Genomic DNA, 19,259 nt, shown 5'->3' on the forward strand with positions numbered 1-19,259 from the left:
TATCCAACTTTTGCATAGGTTCGGATAGTTCTAAAAAACACTATGTTCATAAATCTTACTGGTAACTTCCCGGTGTTTAGCAGCAGACGAAGCCTTTGCTAGGGCCCGCATAAGCTCATCCAGATCGATAGGTTTGCTGATGTAATCATTCATACCAGCTTGCAAACAAACCTGTTCGTCTTCCTTCATAGCGCTGGCCGTGGTAGCAATAATGTAAGGCTGGTATTTATCTGTTTGCGCCCGAATAGTTTGGGTAGCTTCCAAACCATCCATTTCGGGCATTTGCACATCCATCAAAATCACATCGTAGCACTTCGTTCGTAAAGCTTCCAATACCAATTGGCCATTTTCAACGATTTCAAACGTGTAACCCAACCGTTCTAAGGCCATTTGGGCAAATACCTGATTAATCGGGTAATCTTCAGCTACCAGAATTTGCAGTGGATGTTCTTCCGCAAAATTGGTAAATAGCTTTCTTTCCGACGGTTCACTTGTAATCAATTGAGGCAGGTGCTGCAGGCTGTTAATAATAGCTTGTAGCAGTTGCTGTTGTTTAATAGGTTTCGTAAGAATCCGGCAGAATTCTTCTTTTGGAGTAGCTGTAGAGCAATTAATAGAATCCAGTAAAATTAATGGCACTGCCGGGTATTGCTGCCGAATACGCTGAACTAGTTCCCAACTATCTAAAGCAGCCAAAGTATGGTCCAGGAGCACTAAATCAATTGCCTGAGTAGCGAGCATGTCCCAGGACTGCGATCCGGAATTAGCCAGTAAGGTATTAAATTGCCACTGAGTAAGTTGTTGATTTAATATCTGACGAAGGGACGCGTTAGCTTCCACGATCAAAATATTTTTTCCAGCCAATTCCATTGCTTGTTTCACCTCCCGGATTTTTGCGGCGCTGGCAGTGGTGAGGAAGGTAAAGCGGAAGGTGGTACCCTGGCCAGGTTTGCTCGAAACAGCTATTTCGCCACCCATTAATTCTACTAACTTTTTGCTGATAGCCAATCCCAGACCAGTACCACCGTATTTGCGGGTAGTCGAAGAGTCTCCTTGTGAAAAAGCTTTAAACAACAGATTTGCTTTATCAGGTGTAATGCCTATGCCGGTATCACGTACCTCAAAAGCTATCTCTATGGTGCCCTCCGGAGTCAAGCGAAGTTGCCGCCCGCTTACCACTACTTCGCCGTATTCTGTAAATTTTATGGCGTTGCCTATTAAATTAATTAAAATTTGTTTTAAGCGGCCGCTGTCACCAACAATTTCTACCGGTAAGCACTCGTCTAACTCATACATGATGTTCAAATGCTGTTCAGCCGCCTTGCCGGCAAACATGTCCATCACTTCTTCCACGCAATCGCGTAAAGAAAATGCTTCCTGATAAAGTTCCATATTACCGGATTCTATCTTCGAAAAATCAAGAACATCGTTTATAACAGAAAGCAGGTTTTTACCCGAACGCCGGATAATGTGGGTAAAGTTTTGCTGCTCTGGATTCAAATCAGTTTCGGCCAGTAGTGAGGTCATGCCAATTACTCCGTTTAATGGGGTTCGAATTTCGTGGCTCATAGTAGCCAGAAACACACTTTTGGCTTGATTGGCTTTCTCGGCTTCAATCCGGGCTTGCTCCGCCTCTTGGCGCGCCTGTTGTTCGTACGTTTTTTGTTGCTGTAAAGCTTTGTTTAATGTTTGTAAATCCTGAGCCTGCAGTAGTAATTCTTCTTTTTGCATCATTACCTCCGACGTGCGCTCCTGCACTTGTTTTTCTAATTTTTCTTGCTGCGCTCGAATAGTTTGTGCTCTGCGCCGGTAAACATATATAATGGCCAGAGTTATACTAACGGAAACGCAAACCCGAAACCACCAAGTCTGCCAGAAAGGAGGAGTTACTCGTAATCGCACCCTACCCGTACTGGTCGACCACTTACCATTCACATCTATCGTTTTAACTTTAAACAGGTAATTACCCGGAGGCAGATTGGTATAGGTAGCGGTGCGTTTGGTACCGATTACGTTCCAACTTTTGTCAAAATTTTCCAGTTGATAGGCGTATTGGAACGATTGTTTATCGGAATAATCAAGAGAAGCAAACTCAAAGGTGAGCATTGATTGGCGGTAATGTACCGTTAACTCCTGCGTAACCGAAATATCTTTTTGTAGCGGTGAATGGGGATGCTGCGGAGAAGCAATTGGAACTTCCCGATTAAAAATTAAAAAATCAGTTAGGTAGATAGGAGCAAAAGGCTCCTGCTCTCTTATTTTTAACGGGTCAAATTCGTTGAGACCATTATCCCCGCCAAAATACAAAGTTCCGTTACGGCTTTTATAAGCGGCTGTTTTAAATAAATTGCCCTGCAATCCGTCAGCGACGGTATACAATGAGAAACCTTGCATTTTACTATCGAGCCGGACAATGCCTCTGTTCGTACCCATCCACACATTTCCGCAGTTATCTTCCAGAATGCTATTGATCGTTTCGGTGGCAAATTGCTGAAAAGAAGGAAAAGCAGTAAATTGATGCGATTCCGGATTGAGAAGATTCAAGCCGGCCGTGGTGCCAATTAAAATTTGGTGGCTCTTATTTTCGGCAATGGCTAAAACACTATTATGGGTGAGGCTATTTTTGGCAGACTGATGGGCATAATGCCGGAAAGAGTTAGTTTCCGGAATGTACTGGCTTAAGCCACTCCCATAAGTACCGACCCAAATACGCCCCTGGCTATCTTCAAAAAGCACATTAATATCGTCTTCCGATAGACTAGAAGAATCGTTTGGGTTATGGCGCAAATAAGAAAATTGCTTGGTACGGGGATCATAAATGGTAATACCGCTACCCAGAGAGCCTATCCAAACCCGGTTATCCCGGGCTACTAATAGCGACCAAACACTATTGCTGCTTAACCCGCTTTTTTTAAGAGGGTTATGTTTTAAATGCCGGATTACTTTACCATTGGGGCTTAATATAGTAATTCCATCATCCCACATGCCAACCCAAAGATTACCTTCGTGGTCTTCGGCAGTTGCCAGCACATAGTTGCCAGCAAGGCCAGTGGTATCATTTGGGTGATGGCGCCAGTGCGAAAACTGACCCGTTTTACGATTAAAAAGGTTTAAACCGCCGCCGTCCGTGCTAATCCAAAGGTTGTCTCGGGAATCTTCATTTATATGTAATACGTGATTATTGCTGAGGCTGGTTGGGGAGGAGTTATGGTTATAGTGGTTAAATCGATTACCTTTTTTGGTACACACGTTTAAACCACTATTAAATGTGCCAAGCCACATATTACCAGCTATGTCTTGATAAATGGCATAAACGGAGTTACTGCTCAGGCTATTTCTATCAATTTCGTCGTTTTGATAAATTGCAAAGCGCTTTTTTTCCGGATCAAATATACGTACGCCACTGTTTTCTATACTGATCCAGATTTTACCATTTTCATCTTCCGTCAGGGCTGATATGGTTGCATCGGGTAAGATATTTTTAGCAATAGTAATATGCTGAAAGGAGCGGTTTCTTTGATCATATATATGTAATCCGCCTCCATGAGTGCCAACCCACAAGCGACCTTGGCGGTCGTGAAGCAGACGGTTTACATGATTAAAACTTAACGAAGTAACACTATTTTTTTTAAGAGTGAAATTGGTAAAGGTTTTTTTGGTTGTATTAAAATAATACAAGCCGGCGTTAGTTGTACCCAGCCATAAATTGTGTTTCTCATCTTCGGTAATATCATTTACCTCAAATTGTGCTGTGTTGCTAAGATAAAAAGAAATAAACTGTTTTGTTTGCGGATCGAACCGCTCCAATCCCACGAACGAACCTACCCAAATATTTCCTTTGCTGTCGATGAATACCTTTCGAATATCGTCTTTAGAAATTTCATCATCCCGTTGCTTGCCATGCGTAAATCGCGTGAACTGGTTGGTCTCTGGATTTAATTTATTTAATCCGCTGGAAGTTCCTACCCAAATGTTGCCTTCAGCATCTTTCGTTAGCGATTCTACGGTATTGTTACTAATGCTGGAAGGATCTTGGGGGTTATTTTTAAAAGATTTAAAGGTATAACCGTCGTACCGGTTTAGTCCATCGCTGGTACCCACCCACATGTACCCGCGCTGGTCTTGTACTACAGCCATAATTTGTAATGGTGGTAAACCTTGCTCTCCTGCAATATGACGAAACTTTAACGGAGCCTGTACCTGCGCCACAACCGGAAAGAAAAACAACAGTAACAAAAACCCGGCTACAGCATGAACTGTTTTCCAGTAAAATTTATTAAATAAAAACAATAACATATAGAAACAAACCAGCATAAAGAATTTTTCTCTTTATTGATAAATTAAAGGTTACTTGGGTGTATAGGTGCTTTTAAACACTATTCTTCGTAGGTATAACATTTTGCTCGCTCAAAGATGTTTGAATTGGTGCCTATATTCAGTCTATTAACCTTACTTGCACTAGTTAAAAAATTATATATAATAAAACTCCAGCGCAAACTCTCTTACGTGGCAGTATATGTGATTATTTTTATTTGTTTATATGCATCCCATACGGTGTAATATTTCAAACTTTAAAAACTTAAAATTAGATAAACAAAAGGATTGTCTCCTGTATATGCTTTTAAATAGCAAATTATACAAAAAAAATTATACATAATTCTCCAAAAAGTTTAAGACGCAATATTTTGTACAATACCGATCTGATTATCTATTTAATGCAAGGTAAAATAATCATGGAGAAAAGAATATTACTAATTTATAACCCTTGTACTCGGGCCTAAGCTTTTGTTTACAGTTGCGTTTTTTTTAAAAATTTCAATTAGCTAACTTACCGGTATACAGCAGTTTTCGTCTATTATTTATTCCTCGATAGCCAGCCTTAAACTTTTTGCTTTTATCTATTAATTTCGGTAAAATAGCACTGATTGCTCCTAGGTTATTTTAGCCATTAATTATGATGCAAGCCGTTATTATTACCCAACCGGGTCCCCCCAGTGTTTTACAAATTCAGCAGAGACCAACACCAGTTCCGGCAGTAAACGAAGTTTTAATCCAGGTGAAAGCTGCCGGGGTAAACCGGCCGGATGTTTTCCAGCGTAAAGGGAATTATCCACCTCCCCCGGAGCACCAGTAGATATACCAGGCTTGGAAATAGCCGGAATTATTTCGGCCTGCGGAGCCGAGGTAAAGCAATGGCAAATTGGACAATCAGTTTGTGCTTTACTGGTAGGTGGCGGTTACGCTGAATACGCAATAGCAGATGCCCGACACTGTTTGCCCCTACCGGATAATTATTCTTTTGTGGAAGCAGCTTCGCTGCCCGAGACTGTTTTTACGGTATGGCACAATGTTTTTGAACGGGGACAATTACAAGCCGGCGAAACCTTGCTGGTACACGGAGGTACCAGCGGCATTGGCATTACCGCTATTCAATTGGCCAAAGCCATGGGCGCTCGGGTATTTGCTACAGCGGGCAGCCCGGAAAAATGTGAAGCGTGCGAAGCCTTGGGTGCCGAAAAAGCCATCAACTACAAAACCGAAGATTTTGCCGAAGTTTTAGCTCAGGTAGGAGTAGATGTTGTATTGGATATGATTGGTGGCGAGTACACTCCTAAAAATTTAAAAATTTTAAATTTGGATGGGCGTTTAGTGTTTATCAATGCCATGCTGGGCGCTCAAAGTAATTTTAATATTTCGGAGGTCATGCGCCGGCGTTTAACTATTACGGGTAGTACCCTGCGACCGCGCGATGCTGTTTTTAAAGCAAACCTGACGGCAGCTGTTCTGGAACAGGTTTGGCCTTTGCTGGCGCAAAGAAGATTTCAACCACTTATTTACCGGGTGTTTCCGTTAGCTCAGGCAGCTCAAGCGCACGCCCTCCTGGAAAGCAGCACCCACATTGGCAAGCTCGTTTTAGAAGTGTCGTAACCAGAAGCACCTGGCTTTATTACTACTTACACTTATAACCTCAGTTAGTTAAAGCAATAAACTGTACCTAAAATGGCAATTTGTTCTTGTAAATTTTAAATAAGTAAATGGACACAAGTAGTAAGCCACCAGTATCAAGACAAAATAAAATATAATAAATTAAATATCAGTGAATTAACCTTGTATTTTCAATATTGGAATGTATCTTTTAATTGGTCCTTTTACTTACAATACATGCTCTTACTCCAAAACCAGTATTTTTTAAAATTAATTTTATCCGGAACACCAAGATTTGTAAATTATTCTAAGCCCGTAACTGATTTAGGCCGGATGATTTACGAACCAGTGTGCATTGTTTTGTTTTCAAAAAATAAGAAGAAAGCTGTTTAGCAGAAATCTCTTGCGGAGAAAACGCCGGAACTGTTTTTACTTATAACCAGTTCTTTAATCGAAATTTAAATTTTTTTTACTTTTACACCATGCTGGTTCTGGCAAGATGCTGTATAATTGCTCCTGATTAAATTTGGTGATAACGGTAATTTTAAGTAATTACACGGGTCAAATCAGGCTACTTTCTATGAGTTTATTTACTACATCGCGTCGTAACTTTATTAAAAATACCGGCTTGGGGTTGGCTGGATTGCCGTGGTTTTTACAGGCTTGTGCCAGCGGAAAAGCCGGACAGAAAATGGCCGGTTCGTATTTTGTATATGTGGGTACCTACGCCAAACCCGAGCAGGATAGTATTTTTGGTTACCGGCTCAACCCCGCTACCGGTGAATTATCTTCGCAATTAGCGTTTAAAGGCGGTGAAAATCCTTCTTTTTTAACTTTAAACGCTAAAAAAACGCACTTGTACGCCGTAAACGAAATTGGCAATTTCAACAATGCCAAGAGCGGTGCCGTAAGTTCTTTTGCCGTTGATGCTAAAACCGGCCAACTCCGTCTTTTAAATCAGCAAGCTACCGAAGGAGCTTCGCCTTGTTATGTATCACTGGATAAAACCGAAAAAGTGGCTTTAGTCGCTAATTACAGCGGGGGCAATGTATTAAGTTATCCCGTTCAGGAGAATGGCAGCTTACGCAAAGCAGTGAGCAACGAACAGCACCAGGGCAGCAGCATCTCTAATCGCCAAAGCGGGCCGCACGCGCACTGCATTTTACCTGATCCCAAAAACAATTTTATATTTGCGGTTGACCTGGGCCTGGATCAGGTATTGGGTTACCGCCTCGACTCTAAAAATGGTAAACTTACCCGGGCAGCCCAACCGGCTTTTCAAACCAAACCCGGAGCCGGACCGCGCCACCTTACTTTTCACCCGAACGGCAAACTGGCTTTTTTAATTTGTGAGCTCAACTCTACCATGACAGCCCTGGATTACAACGAGGCCCAAGGCACTTTTACCGAAATTCAAACGCTTTCGACGCTACCTTCTGACTTTACGGGCGAAAGTTACTGCGCCGACGTGCACGTTTCGCCGAACGGTAAATTTTTATATGGCTCTAACCGCGGCCACAACAGTGTAGTGGTGTATAGTATTAACGAGGCTACCGGCCAGCTGACGTTGGTACAGCACGTGAGCACCCAGGGAAATTGGCCCCGTAATTTTGCCATTGATCCATCGGGTAGAATTTTGTTAGTAGCCAACGAACGCTCGAACGATATATTTACATTTCGCATCGACCCCAATACCGGTCAGTTAACCAGTACCGGCTTTTCTGCTCAGGTTTCCAAGCCCGTGTGTTTGCGGATTGTGTCGGATTTTGGTTAAATTCTGGAAGATTTCTTTCTGCTTAAATAAAATTTAAAAAATCGCTTTCCCAGATCTTGGCAGCTATCTAGAAAAAGAGGAATGATGTCTTCTCAACACAAGATTTATTCATCCAGCCTTCCGAAAGATTTTACGGAATTAGAATGTATAAAACTAATCTTTACCCTCTTTTTCTAATTGCTTATAAATAGCTCCGGATTTGCGCAAATGAATAAAAAGCTGCTTCCCGGTTGCTGTGTTTTTCTAAATCTATTTTCATCATTCATCTTTAACGCTTGTACTGGCTAAGATTATTTGTTTATTTTAAACTTTATCCAACAGTTATCCCTAATAGCTTACCCGGTATAAAGATTTTTCAAATTATTCTGATTTCCGGCGCATTTGCGCTAGAGCATCCCAAAGCTCACTCGGAATAGTGTCGAAATGATTAAATTCGCCGGCGCCGTAAAGCCACTCGCCCCCATCGATGGTAACTACCTCGCCATTGATAAATCCGGCGTAATCGGAAATTAAGTAAGCGGCCAAATTGGCTAATTCCCGGTGGTCGCCTAAGCGTTTCAGCGGAATCCGTTTTACCGGATCCAGGGTTTCGGCTAGTTGCGGTGGAAACAAGCGGCTCATAGCACCCTCCGTGGGGAAAGGTCCCGGCGCAATGGCGTTCGACCGGATGCCGTACTTAGCCCACTCGGCGGCCAAGGAGCGGGTAAGCGCCAGCACACCAGCTTTCGCACACGCCGAAGGAACCACGTATCCCGAACCGGTCCAGGCGTAAGTAGTTACAATATTTAAAATAGTACCGGGTTGTTGGGCGGCAATCCAGCGTTTACCTTGAGCCAGCGTAGTATTGTAACTGCCTTTTAACACAATATCGGTTACTACATCAAAAGCTTTGGCGCTGAGGCGCTCCGTCGGGCTCACAAAATTACCGGCCGCATTATTAATCAATACATCTACTTTGTTAAATCGCTCTACCGCCGCTTGCAGCATGTTTTCCACGGCGCTGTAATCCCGTACGTCGCAAGCTAGCGGTAAAATCTCGCCACCGGTAAGTTGGTGCAGTTCGGCAGCAGTTTGCTCCAACACCGGCACCTTACGACTGGTAATAACTACCTGGGCGCCTAATTGCAGAAAAACCTGTGTCATGGATTTACCTAAACCAGTGCCGCCGCCCGTTACAATAATGGTTTTACCTTGTAAAGCATTGTCTTTTAACATAGTATCTGTTTGCATTATGCTGAATTTTGCGGATATACTTCAGGAAGGTTGATTATTTTAAAATTTAAAAAATTTGCAGAATTTTAAATAAACCGCTTGTGTCCAAAATAGTTAGGCTGTAGCTCTTCCGCCTCATTACGAAATATCAAACAGATCAGCTATATTTAATCAGTAAAGCAAATCACAATTTTTTAAAATTTAAGCCGGCTTGCACCCAGATTTCCAAATTAAGGCAGGCATTTTTGCGACAACGGTGGCAGCTCGGTACCGGCCTTATATTACTTGTAACCAAATTTATATGAATCACCCGAATTATCTGTCTTGTATTATACTGGCTGTAAGCTCCTTCCTTCTGGACAATTGCACCCAAAAAACAAAAGATAACACGCAAACTACCGATTTAGTAAGCAGTTACCGCGATACCACCGTGTTGCCTGGCAACGATTTTTTCCAATACGCCAACGGTGCCTGGATTAAAAAACACCCGATTCCGGTCTCGGAAAGTAACTGGAGCATTGGCCGGGAAGTGCAAGATGAAATTTACACTCGTCTGCGCAAAGTTAATGAGGATGCAGCTCAGGCAAACGCCCAACCAGGAAGTAATGATCAGAAAATCGGGGATTTCTACGGAATGGGCATGGACACTGTTACCTTGGAAAAAAAAGGGTTATCCCCGTTACAACCAGAACTAGACCGCATAGCCGCCATTAAGTCGAATGCCGATGTACCCGCGGTAGTCGCCCACCTGCAAGTAATGGGGGTAAATGCCCTGATTGGTCCTTCGGTGGACCAGGATGCTAAAAACAGCGAACAAATAGCCTTGTACCTGTGGCAATCGGGGTTGGGTTTACCCAACCGGGACTATTATTTTATACAGGACAAACGTACCCAGAACATCCGGCAGGAATACCGCCAGCATTTAATTAAAATGTTTACTTTGCTGGGTCAGCACCAGACTACGGCTACCCAAAACAGCGACCGGGTAATTAAGTTGGAAACCGCTCTAGCCAAGGCTTCTAGGAAGCTGGAAGATTTGCGCGACCCTTACGCTAATTACAATAAAATGGCCGTAGCCGACGTAAACAAACTGACACCGGGCGTAGACTGGCAAACCTGGCTCTCCCAGATGCAGGTAAAAAAACAAGACAGCGTAATTGTGGGGCAGCCGGAATTTTACCGGACGGTGGGGCAACAATTAAAAACAGCTCCGGTGGCCGATTGGCAGGCGTATTTGCAATGGCATTTGGTACATACGTTTGCGGAACAATTACCCAAAGCTTTCGACGACGAACATTTCCGGTTTTATGGCACTGTGATGCAAGGCCGTAAAGCCCAGCGGGCCCGTTGGAAGCGCGTACTCGACGAAGAAGAAAACGCCATGGGCGAAGTATTGGGCAAATTGTTCGTTTCCGACTATTTCTCGCCTGTGACCAAAAAACGCTACGAAACCATGGTGGATAACGTAGTATTGGCCTTCCGGGAGCACATTGAGAAACTGGACTGGATGACTCCACCCACGAAAGAAAAAGCGTTAACCAAGCTACACCAGATTAAGAAAAAAGTAGGTTACCCGGATAAGTGGAAAGATTTTTCGGATTTAAAAATAGACCGCTCGTCGTACGTGCAAAATGTGATGCGGGCCAACGAATGGTGGCACCGCTACCAGTTAAATAAACTGGGTAAACCCGTGGACCGCACGGAGTGGAGCATGACGCCCCAAACCTACAACGCGTATTATAACCCCAGCAATAACGAAATTGTGCTACCGGCGGCCATTTTTGCCATTCCGGGTTTGCGCGACGAAGAGGCCGATGACGCCATTATTTACGGTTACGCCGGCGCTTCTACCATTGGGCACGAACTTACCCACGGCTTCGACGACCAAGGCAGCCAGTTTGATGCGCGGGGAAATTTAAAAAACTGGTGGGCACCCACCGATGAAGCTTTATTCAAGAAAAAAGTAAAAGGCATCGTAAAACAGTTTAACCAATACGTGGTACTCGACAGTCTGCACGTAAACGGCAAAGCTACCGCCGGCGAAAACATTGCCGATTTAGGCGGTATTGTCATTGCGCTGGATGCTTTTAAGAAGACTCCCCAATATAAAAGTAACGAAACAATTGGGGGATTAACCCCGGTACAGCGGTATTTTATAGGTTACGCGCTGGGTTGGCAAGGGCACCAGCGCGGCGAACGCCTGGCTCAGCAAATACTAACCGATGTGCATTCGCCGGCCCATTTACGGGTAAACGGCCCCATGTCGGATATTCCGGAATTCTATGCGGCGTTTGGGGTTAAGCCCGGCCAGAAACTGTACCTGCCGGATTCGCTCCGGGTTAAAATCTGGTAATTGCGCGTCCGTAATCTGGAAATATTTTTTGGGGTGAAGTAACCACTCGCCCGACTAAAATTTTAAAATTTTTATTCGTAGCATGGCTCTATCCACAGAAACGCTTCGGTTAGCTCAACTCATTTGGGATTATCATCACGTAAATCATACGGTTCAACCTGCCGACTGCATTATGGTGCTGGGGAGCCACGACTTGCGGGTAGCCGAACGAGGCGCAGAACTGTGGCTGCAGGGTTACGCTCCCTGGCTGCTCCTGGCCGGCGGTTTGGGCCGGTTAACTCTGGGTTTATGGCAGGAAACAGAAGCTGATAAATTTGCCAGCGTGGCCCGGCAAATGGGCGTACCGGCGGAGCATATTCTAATCGAAAACCGATCTACCAATACCGGCGAAAACGTAGCTTTAGCGTACCAGCTATTACAAGCGCGCCAAATACAGGTAAACCGTTTTATTCTGGTACAGAAACCCTACATGGAACGGCGCACCCTGGCTACTTTCGAAAAACAATGGCCCGGTAAACAAACCGAGATTTTAGTAACTTCGCCGCAGATAAGTTTTGCCGATTACCCCAACCCAGAAGTATCCCCGGAAGAAGTAATAGCCATTATGCTGGGCGACCTGCAACGTATTAAGGTTTATCCCGAAAAAGGCTATCAAACCTATCAACCTATTCCGGCCGAAGTGTGGAGCGCTTACGAACAATTAATTGCTCAGGGCTTTACCAATCATCTGATAGCGGAATAAAGGTATTTCGTCAACGGTAAGAGATAAATTTAAAAAATACGATTTACCGGCTAGTCTGGCAGTTCTGAGAAGAATTTGAGATCGCTTACTTTTTTAAATTTATATCTATTGGATACCGGCTAGTAGGCAATAGCGGCATTATTCGTTAAAATACTTTTTAAATTTAACTCGCGGTACAGCGGTTAGTTTTCCGGATTTCTATTTACCTTGAAAGAAGGTTCCTGATTTATTGTTTAATCTAAATAACCATGTTATTCCTGCATTTTCTTTTGGCACTATGGCTGGCGGTTACTTCCTGGTTAAATCCTGTAGTTATTAAAAAACGCAAGTTAGTGTGGCGCGAAGAATTTAATGCCACGGGGCAGCCTAATTTCCAGGATTGGGTTTACGAAACCGGCTATATCCGCAACAAAGAAATGCAGTATTACACCAACCGGCCGGAGAATGTTAGGTTGGAAAACGGAAATTTGGTAATAGAAGCGCGGCTGGATTCTCTCCGTACCAACGGCCAGGTAGCACCCATCACTTCGGCCAGTTTAACTACCGAGGGAAAACACGAGTGGCAATACGGGCGCATCGAAGTGCGGGCCAAAATACCTTCGGCGCGGGGAACCTGGCCGGCCATCTGGTTTTTAGGTAAAAATCATGACCAGGTAGGCTGGCCCGCCTGCGGCGAGTTAGACTTAATGGAACACGTGGGCTACGATCCGGATACGTTACATTTTAACATTCACACCAAAGCGTATAACCACGCCCAAAAAACCAATAAAGGCCAGAAAGTAGGCCTGAAAAATCCGGAGGCAGATTACCATATTTATACCCTCGATTGGACCAAAGAAAAAGTAGATTTTCTGCTGGATGGCAAAACCGCATTTAGCTTCCGCAACGAAGGTACCGGGCCCGATGTCTGGCCCTACGATCAACCCTTTTACTTAATTTTAAATTTAGCCTTTGGCGGTGCCTGGGGTGGACAAAAAGGAATAGATAGGACGGCCTTACCACAAAAATTTTACATTGATTACGTACGGGTTTACCAATAATTCAACACTAATTTCGGGTTGCTATCTTTGGTTTGGTACGCCTGCTTGCCAGCGATTAACATCAATTACCTGATCTGGTTGAATAAGCATTAAGTGTTTAAAACGTGGTAAAATTAGAATGTAAATTTTTCTAAAGCTTAAATTAACGGTTTGGTTGCGACAAACTCGTAAAACTAGGTGTATCCACAAAGAAATTTAAAAAACCCTAAATTTTTACCTTGTCCTTTTACCTTTATTGTCGCCTTCATAAAACATAAGTGTACTTGCATTACCTATGGCTTAACTAGTTATGAACCGGATTTTTTCTGTTTACCGGAATGCCTTTAGTGGTTTATCGCCGGCCGCCTGGATGCTGGCTTTGGTGATGCTTATTAACCGTACCGGTGCCATGGTATTGCCTTTCTTAAGCATTTATCTTACCGAGGTTTTGCACTTCACGGTGCAACAGGTGGGTTTCACTTTAAGCTTATTTGGATTGGGTTCGATGTGCGGCTCTTTTCTGGGAGGTTGGCTCACCGATAAGTTCGGCCATTTTAGCGTACAGGTAATGAGTTTAATAGGCAGTGGTCTTTTTTTCTTTTTGCTGCTGCCTTTAAAAACGTTTCTTACTTTTGCGCCTGGCTTATTTATGCTGAGTTTAATTGCGGAATGCCTGCGTCCTGCCAATGCGGCCTCAGTTAGTTTTTACACCCGGGGTGCGAATATTACCCGGGCCTTTTCCCTGAACCGGATGGCTATAAACCTGGGGTTTTCGATTGGACCGGTGCTGGGTGGCATTTTAGCTACTTTTTCGTACCATTGGCTGTTTCTGGCCGACGGATTTACCAGCCTGGCGGCCGGCTTATTTTTTTATTTGTACTTCCGCCGGCGGCAAGGCCACGCGCCGGCTCCCCAACCAAACCAGGCAGCCACCAGCCAAAACAACTCGCCTTACCGCGACCGCAAGTATGTATGGTATGCCGTGTTAAGTGGTTGTTTCGGAATTATATTTTTTCAGTTTTTCTCTAATCTACCGTTGTATTACCGGCAAGTTTATGCGCTCCCCCGTACCGACATTGGTTTGCTGTTTGCCCTAAATGGCTTTGTGGTATTTTCGATGGAGATGATCCTGGTTTATTTACTAGGCACCCGCTTTAAGCTCGCGTATTTAGTAAGTGCCGGCACTTTACTGGTAGGATTTTCTTTTGTAACCCTAAACTGGTTTCAAGGCGTCTGGATCCTTTACCTATCCATGTTTTTATTAAGTCTGGCCGAGATTTTAGCCATGCCTTTTATGGCTACAGTGCCCGTACAACGCTCCGGACCTGGTAATCGGGGCGCCTACATGGGTTTATTTAATTTGTCTTATTCGGTGGCGTTTGTAGTGGGACCTTATTTAGGTTCCAGTATTATTACGCACTTCGGGTTTCCAATTTTGTGGGGATTTACCGCTACACTGGCCACCCTTACTGCTTTGGGCTTTTGGTTTTTAATACCAAAAATGGAAAAACAAGCTGAATCTAAAAGTGTGGCCGGGTAGCTTTAGCTTTAAAAACCATTCATCTGCGCTAAAGATTATTTTTTAAATTTTTAAAATTTTTTACTGCATCCACTAACCTGACGACTATATTCAATCGCATTGATCAACCGCCAATAGTAGCTGGTAATTAAAAAATCGGATTTTTAAAAGGTTGATTGGCGCACCACTAAAGAACCGCTTTAATTGCCAATTTACTCCTATTTAAAATTCAGCTTTTCGGCAAGGCATCGTTCAGGTTAAAAATTTTTGTTGGTTACATACGTAAAATAGACAACTTTCTCGGGATTGCCGCCGGTAGCGTGGTAAAAATCTAAAGCGTGCGTATCTTCTTCGTTAGCCGGAACAAACACATTAATAAACCCATTTTGCTGGCTGTAGTGTAACAAGGTATCCAGGAGCTGCCGCCCGATTCCTTTTCTTTGAAACGCTGGTTTTACCGCAATATCGTACAAAATATTTCGGCGCTGGTTACCCGGTACATCGGTAAAATATAAGCCGTTAAGCCACCCAAAATCTCCTTATCTTGCAGAGCTGCGTAAACAATAAACGAAGTATTCTGCAATAAATGTTGTAAATAAGGCAACGGCGGAGAAGTAGGATTTTCTACTTCAAAAACGTTTTGCAGCAGCATAAACAAGGCTTCAGCCAACGGCGCATCATTTTCGCCCAAGCGTTTTATTTCAACTAATTTGTTTTTATCCGACATGGTAATTTTTTTTAAATTTTACTATTACCAGAACCTCCAGTATAGTTCTCTCTGGAAAGACAGGTGCTTTAATTTTAAATTTCGTAATTAAGTAACAGGACAAAATTAAGTTGCTGAAATCCTGAGTTTAAGCAATTGATGGTTAAAGGTATAACGATTGAATAACGAACAACTAAAAACGACCAACTACTTAGTTAAAAATCATAAATGCAAAATAATCAGAATAAGCGGCGTTATTTTTTAAAAAAGTGTAGCACCCTAAGCGCTCTGGCCTCCATTGCTCCTGGTTTAGCCCCTGCCATGTCTTTGCTGGAAACTACTACTATGGCCGGCGATGATTTTACTTTTTTGTTTCAGGGCGATTCCATCACTGAAGGCAACCGCACGCGCAATACCGATTGGAACCACGTAATGGGTCATGGCTATGCCTATATTATCGCCGGCAAATTAGGGTACGCGTATCCGGCCAAAAACTTTCATTTTATCAACCGGGGCATCAGCGGTAACAAGATTACTGATTTAGCGGCTCGTTGGCAAACCGATACCCTTGATTTAAAACCGAACCTTTTAAGTATGCTCATTGGCATTAACGATGTTTCAACTTTTTGGGGAGGCAATTAAGATTTTACCGCTGAGCAGTACAAAAAGAGTTACCGCAATTTATTACAGCAAACGAAACAACAATTACCCCATGTACAACTGGTACTTTGCGAGCCGTTTTTCCTTCCGGTGGGGAAAGTGAAAGAACGGTGGGCCGAATACAACCGCGAAGTACAAAAGCGCCGCGAAATCGTTAAAAAGCTAAGCACGGAACACCAGGCCATTTTGGTGGAGTTTCAGGAGGCATTTAACCGGGCATTGGCCAAAACGCCGGCAGAAAATTGGATTTGGGATGGCATTTACCCGATGCCGGCAGGTCATGAGTTAATGGCGCGGGAATGGCTCCAGCAAGTCAGCAGAAAATTAAAATTTATGAAAGGTTAAGTAAAAAAGCCCTTTACGTAAGCCTGAAAATTAGCTGGAGTAGATCAAGGTAAGTGCTTTGCTTAGCAACACATAGTAACAATAAACTAAATTAATCCTAAAGGCATATTCTCCATTAAGTACTTGGACAAAATCAAATAGATGGATAGGTTCTGATAAGTAGTTGATTTTAAAAATACTACCAGTCGAACAACGAACAACTATTAACGACCAACTACTTAATATACTACAACCAAAAAGCAGGTTTCAAGTAAACTGCTTTTTGGTTGTACGTGTTTTTTTAAATTTTTACTGCCCCACCAAAAACAGCGCATTGCCAAATAATAATTTGCCGCTGTGCCAAAAAGCCCGGAATAAGGGATTGTTGGTTAAATATACCACCTGACCCCGGCCCAGATCCTGAGCACCAAAAACCAGAGAATCCTGAAGGCGTTTTTTAACTTTACTGCCGGCAAAGCCGCTGGCGTAAATATCTTTTTTAAGTACGCCCACGTTCCATCCCCGCTGCATAAATTGGTAATCGTTCACTTCCTGTATTAAGGCAAAATGTGTGGTGCCGTAGCCAAAAGCCAGCGGGTGCGTGTTATCCATCGTTACCCGGTAAATACCGCCCTGAATTAACTCCGATAAAGCACTGCGTTCGGCATCGCCGTACAACCGGAGAGCTTTGTAAGGCTCTTTTTTTAAATCCACACTGTCCTGCACTTTCTTTTTAACTAAATTAAAATCGCGTTTGCCCGCTAGGTGCGCGGCCGCTCCCTCCATGGCAATTACTTTTCCGCCGGCTCGTATCCAATCTTTTAATTGATTTAAGTTTTTTTCGTCCAGTAACTCGTTGTACCGGCCATCGGGTAAAATCATAACGTCCAATTGCTGCCAGGCTACGCGGTTAAAGTCGCGGGTATCGATTACGGTAATGGGGTATTGAATTTGCTGCTCGAAAAAGTGCCACACTTCCCCAAAAGCACTAAACGAAATAGCATCGCCGGCCAACACCCCAATTTTCGGCTTTCGCACCGACCGGACACTGGAAGAGCCAAAATCAACCCCACTCGTAACAAATCCGGTTTGCGTAGGCATTAAACTTACCCCAAAAGAATCGGCCTGGGCTTTTAGGAGCGCGTCAAATTTGGTATGCAACCGTTCGTTACCGGCGCGGGTAATAATTAAGGTTCCCGGGGCGTACTTTTGACCATCGGCCTCAAAGGCTTTCTCCGAAAAACGAACTTTTATATTTTTATTTACCAAAGAAGCTAGAAATTGTAAATCGGGCAAACTATTGTAGCGGGCCAGGTAGGCGTAGGGCTGCTCTACCATTTTCGCAGGGTTTGTACCCACTGGTGGCTGTGGTTTATCGCTAACCTCACCCACCCGGGCTTTTAAGCCATAAGCCGGCAAACCGTAGGCGTACGGAATGGCCCAGGACGTAATATCGTAGGTTAAAGAATCTTCCAGCTTAGCATTGGGATCAAATAAAACTTTAATTAACGTTGATTTGGGCTGGTAAAGGCTAATCACCAGATCGTTGGGCTCAATGCGTACTGGTTCCGACTTACCGGTAGTATAATTAAAACCAAAGCCCGTGCTTTTTTTGGTAGCGTAACCGTAGCTAATCTGTTGCCGGTCGAGGTAAGTGGTTAATTGGTTTATTTTGCCCGGCTGATTATTAGCTTTTAAAACGTAGGCTTGGTAAGCCCCGGTAGGTTTGGTACGGGCTTGCTCGTAGTATTTTTGATATTCTTGCAAAACCTGGTCTTTGCGGTCGGAAGTAGCTTCGATGGTAGCTAAACTGGCGGCGTAATGGTGCGCAATTCGCTGCGCCAAAGTTAAAGTATCGCCGTCGGTTTTCGTGATAGCGCGCCCGGCCCGGGGTCCACCGCCTTGCTCGTAGGTCATGGCAATGGCACCGTTAAAGGTTGGCCAGGTATCGCCGTAGCTGGGGTAAAATAAATCAAAGACCTCGCGGGTAAAGTACAACCAGTTATTTTTATCGAAGTATTTGCGGTTATTCTGCCCGATAATTTGCTGAAACTGGCGTTGCCAGGGAGTAATGGCTTCGTGGTAAGGTTTGGCAGCCGGCGAAAAATAATACGGCGACTCCACCCCCATTTCGTGAAAATCGGCGTGTACTTGCGGCATCCATTGATTATAAACCTTAATGCGCTGTTGCGATTCTAATTGAGTTTGCCAAGCCCAGTCGCGGTTCAAATCAAATAAATAATGGTTTACGCGTCCGCCCGGCCAAGGCTCCTGGTGTTCGCGGGCGGCGGGCGAAGGATTTGGTTCGCGGTTGGCCACCTGGTTATACCACGAGGCATAGCGGTCTCTTCCATCGGGGTTAACGCAGGGATCGACCAGCACTACGGTATTTTGCAGCCATTTGGCTATATCGGGGTTTTGCGCGGTTACTAAATTATATAGTACCAGCATAACTGACTCCGACGATACCGCCTCGTTGCCGTGTACGTTGTAGCTGAGCCACACAATGGCGGGCTGGGTACCGGTGGCCTGACCCGGCGCTAAACCAATGCGCTTTAAATTATCGGTCCGGATTTTTTCCAGGTTGTTCATGTTCGTTTCGGCCGATAGCGTAGCCAGTAAAAGCGGGCGCCCTTCGTAGGTACGGCCGTAAGTTTGCAATTGCATCCGCTTCGGCGCCTGGCTCGCCAGGTATTCCACGTATCTAACAATCTGGGAATGGGGGGTAAAACGTTCGCCTAGGTTATAACCTAAAAATTGAGCGGGCGTTTGTATGGTTTGTGCCGATAAGTAGGTAATACCGCTAAAAAAAACAAAAACGAAAAATAAAAATCGGAGTAAAAGAAGCCGCATAGAATATTTTAAATTTTAGGCCAAGTTCGGTAATTAAAATGTTCGGCACAAAACCTTTTTGCGCTTTACTACCGCATGTTTTTAGGCTATCAAAAATCAAGAGGCTGCTTTTTTTTTAAATTTTCCTTTAATTTTACAAGCGTAACTCCGGAAACAAAGCGCTATTCTGGTT

General features: G+C 43.9%; 14 protein-coding genes. 9 read left to right on the top strand and 5 right to left on the bottom strand.

Going from position 1 to position 19,259, the window contains the following annotated elements; translation table 11 throughout:
• Window positions 1-30: 30 nt before the first annotated feature.
• Window positions 31-4,314, bottom strand: coding sequence for a hybrid sensor histidine kinase/response regulator (locus AHMF7616_RS12615; protein ID WP_115373206.1), 4,284 nt, complete (start codon window positions 4,312-4,314; stop codon window positions 31-33).
• 640 nt (window positions 4,315-4,954) lie between these two features.
• Between AHMF7616_RS12615 and AHMF7616_RS27740 the strand changes: the two genes are divergently transcribed.
• The 3 genes from AHMF7616_RS27740 to AHMF7616_RS12625 all read left to right on the top strand — a co-directional run bounded on the left by AHMF7616_RS27740 (window position 4,955) and on the right by AHMF7616_RS12625 (window position 7,699).
• Entirely contained in the window at window positions 4,955-5,134 is a 180-nt protein-coding gene (locus tag AHMF7616_RS27740; protein WP_317047607.1) for a hypothetical protein, read from the top strand.
• A gap of 11 nt (window positions 5,135-5,145) precedes the next feature.
• Window positions 5,146-5,928 carry an NAD(P)H-quinone oxidoreductase gene (locus AHMF7616_RS12620; protein ID WP_317047608.1) on the top strand — a complete coding sequence of 261 codons (783 nt, stop codon included), beginning with the start codon at window positions 5,146-5,148 and terminating at the stop codon, window positions 5,926-5,928.
• A gap of 577 nt (window positions 5,929-6,505) precedes the next feature.
• Window positions 6,506-7,699, top strand: coding sequence for a lactonase family protein (locus AHMF7616_RS12625; protein WP_115373207.1), 1,194 nt, complete (start codon window positions 6,506-6,508; stop codon window positions 7,697-7,699).
• 360 nt (window positions 7,700-8,059) lie between these two features.
• Here AHMF7616_RS12625 and AHMF7616_RS12630 read toward each other — a convergent pair whose 3' ends face one another.
• Window positions 8,060-8,929: an SDR family oxidoreductase gene (locus AHMF7616_RS12630; protein WP_199474208.1), complete on the bottom strand. Its 870-nt coding sequence runs from the start codon at window positions 8,927-8,929 to the stop codon at window positions 8,060-8,062.
• 283 nt (window positions 8,930-9,212) lie between these two features.
• On the opposite strand from AHMF7616_RS12630, the gene AHMF7616_RS12635 reads away from it, so the two are divergent.
• The 4 genes from AHMF7616_RS12635 (at window position 9,213) to AHMF7616_RS12650 (ending at window position 14,565) form a co-directional block, all read left to right on the top strand.
• Entirely contained in the window at window positions 9,213-11,264 is a 2,052-nt protein-coding gene (locus AHMF7616_RS12635) for a M13 family metallopeptidase (protein WP_115375596.1), read from the top strand.
• 82 nt (window positions 11,265-11,346) lie between these two features.
• Complete coding sequence (locus AHMF7616_RS12640; RefSeq protein ID WP_115373209.1) at window positions 11,347-12,006, top strand: YdcF family protein; 660 nt, start codon at window positions 11,347-11,349, stop codon at window positions 12,004-12,006.
• Window positions 12,007-12,254: 248 nt separating this feature from the next.
• On the top strand, window positions 12,255-13,046 hold the full coding sequence (locus AHMF7616_RS12645) for a glycoside hydrolase family 16 protein (RefSeq protein ID WP_115373210.1): 792 nt from the start codon (window positions 12,255-12,257) through the stop codon (window positions 13,044-13,046).
• A gap of 289 nt (window positions 13,047-13,335) precedes the next feature.
• Window positions 13,336-14,565: an MFS transporter gene (locus AHMF7616_RS12650; RefSeq protein ID WP_115373211.1), complete on the top strand. Its 1,230-nt coding sequence runs from the start codon at window positions 13,336-13,338 to the stop codon at window positions 14,563-14,565.
• Window positions 14,566-14,801: 236 nt separating this feature from the next.
• On the opposite strand, the gene AHMF7616_RS12655 is transcribed toward AHMF7616_RS12650, so the two are convergent.
• Window positions 14,802-15,017, bottom strand: a complete 216-nt coding sequence (locus tag AHMF7616_RS12655; RefSeq protein ID WP_158546158.1) for a GNAT family N-acetyltransferase — start codon at window positions 15,015-15,017, stop codon at window positions 14,802-14,804.
• Window positions 14,999-15,271, bottom strand: coding sequence for a hypothetical protein (locus AHMF7616_RS12660; RefSeq protein ID WP_115373213.1), 273 nt, complete (start codon window positions 15,269-15,271; stop codon window positions 14,999-15,001). The genes AHMF7616_RS12655 and AHMF7616_RS12660 overlap by 19 nt, the downstream gene beginning before the upstream one ends.
• Window positions 15,272-15,478: 207 nt before the next feature.
• On the opposite strand from AHMF7616_RS12660, the gene AHMF7616_RS12665 reads away from it, so the two are divergent.
• Window positions 15,479-15,892: a GDSL-type esterase/lipase family protein gene (locus tag AHMF7616_RS12665; RefSeq protein WP_115373214.1), complete on the top strand. Its 414-nt coding sequence runs from the start codon at window positions 15,479-15,481 to the stop codon at window positions 15,890-15,892.
• Window positions 15,893-16,009: 117 nt separating this feature from the next.
• Window positions 16,010-16,255, top strand: a complete 246-nt coding sequence (locus AHMF7616_RS12670) for an SGNH/GDSL hydrolase family protein (RefSeq protein WP_158546159.1) — start codon at window positions 16,010-16,012, stop codon at window positions 16,253-16,255.
• A 288-nt stretch (window positions 16,256-16,543) separates the two neighbouring features.
• On the opposite strand, the gene AHMF7616_RS12675 is transcribed toward AHMF7616_RS12670, so the two are convergent.
• A complete protein-coding gene (locus AHMF7616_RS12675) occupies window positions 16,544-19,087 on the bottom strand; it encodes a M14 metallopeptidase family protein (protein ID WP_115373216.1) in 2,544 nt (847 codons plus the stop codon).
• Window positions 19,088-19,259 lie beyond the last annotated feature (172 nt).

Origin of the sequence: Adhaeribacter pallidiroseus (genome assembly GCF_003340495.1) — a bacterium.
Taxonomy (GTDB): domain Bacteria; phylum Bacteroidota; class Bacteroidia; order Cytophagales; family Hymenobacteraceae; genus Adhaeribacter; species Adhaeribacter pallidiroseus.

Coding starts and splice junctions, on each gene's coding strand:
- AHMF7616_RS12665 (WP_115373214.1), top strand. CDS start 15,479: ATGCAAAATAATCAGAATAAGCGGCGTTATTTTTTAAAAAAGTGTAGC.
- AHMF7616_RS12635 (WP_115375596.1), top strand. CDS start 9,213: ATGAATCACCCGAATTATCTGTCTTGTATTATACTGGCTGTAAGCTCC.
- AHMF7616_RS12640 (WP_115373209.1), top strand. CDS start 11,347: ATGGCTCTATCCACAGAAACGCTTCGGTTAGCTCAACTCATTTGGGAT.
- AHMF7616_RS27740 (WP_317047607.1), top strand. CDS start 4,955: ATGATGCAAGCCGTTATTATTACCCAACCGGGTCCCCCCAGTGTTTTA.
- AHMF7616_RS12650 (WP_115373211.1), top strand. CDS start 13,336: ATGAACCGGATTTTTTCTGTTTACCGGAATGCCTTTAGTGGTTTATCG.
- AHMF7616_RS12675 (WP_115373216.1), bottom strand. CDS start 19,087: ATGCGGCTTCTTTTACTCCGATTTTTATTTTTCGTTTTTGTTTTTTTT.
- AHMF7616_RS12615 (WP_115373206.1), bottom strand. CDS start 4,314: ATGCTGGTTTGTTTCTATATGTTATTGTTTTTATTTAATAAATTTTAC.
- AHMF7616_RS12625 (WP_115373207.1), top strand. CDS start 6,506: ATGAGTTTATTTACTACATCGCGTCGTAACTTTATTAAAAATACCGGC.
- AHMF7616_RS12660 (WP_115373213.1), bottom strand. CDS start 15,271: ATGTCGGATAAAAACAAATTAGTTGAAATAAAACGCTTGGGCGAAAAT.
- AHMF7616_RS12645 (WP_115373210.1), top strand. CDS start 12,255: ATGTTATTCCTGCATTTTCTTTTGGCACTATGGCTGGCGGTTACTTCC.
- AHMF7616_RS12630 (WP_199474208.1), bottom strand. CDS start 8,929: ATGCAAACAGATACTATGTTAAAAGACAATGCTTTACAAGGTAAAACC.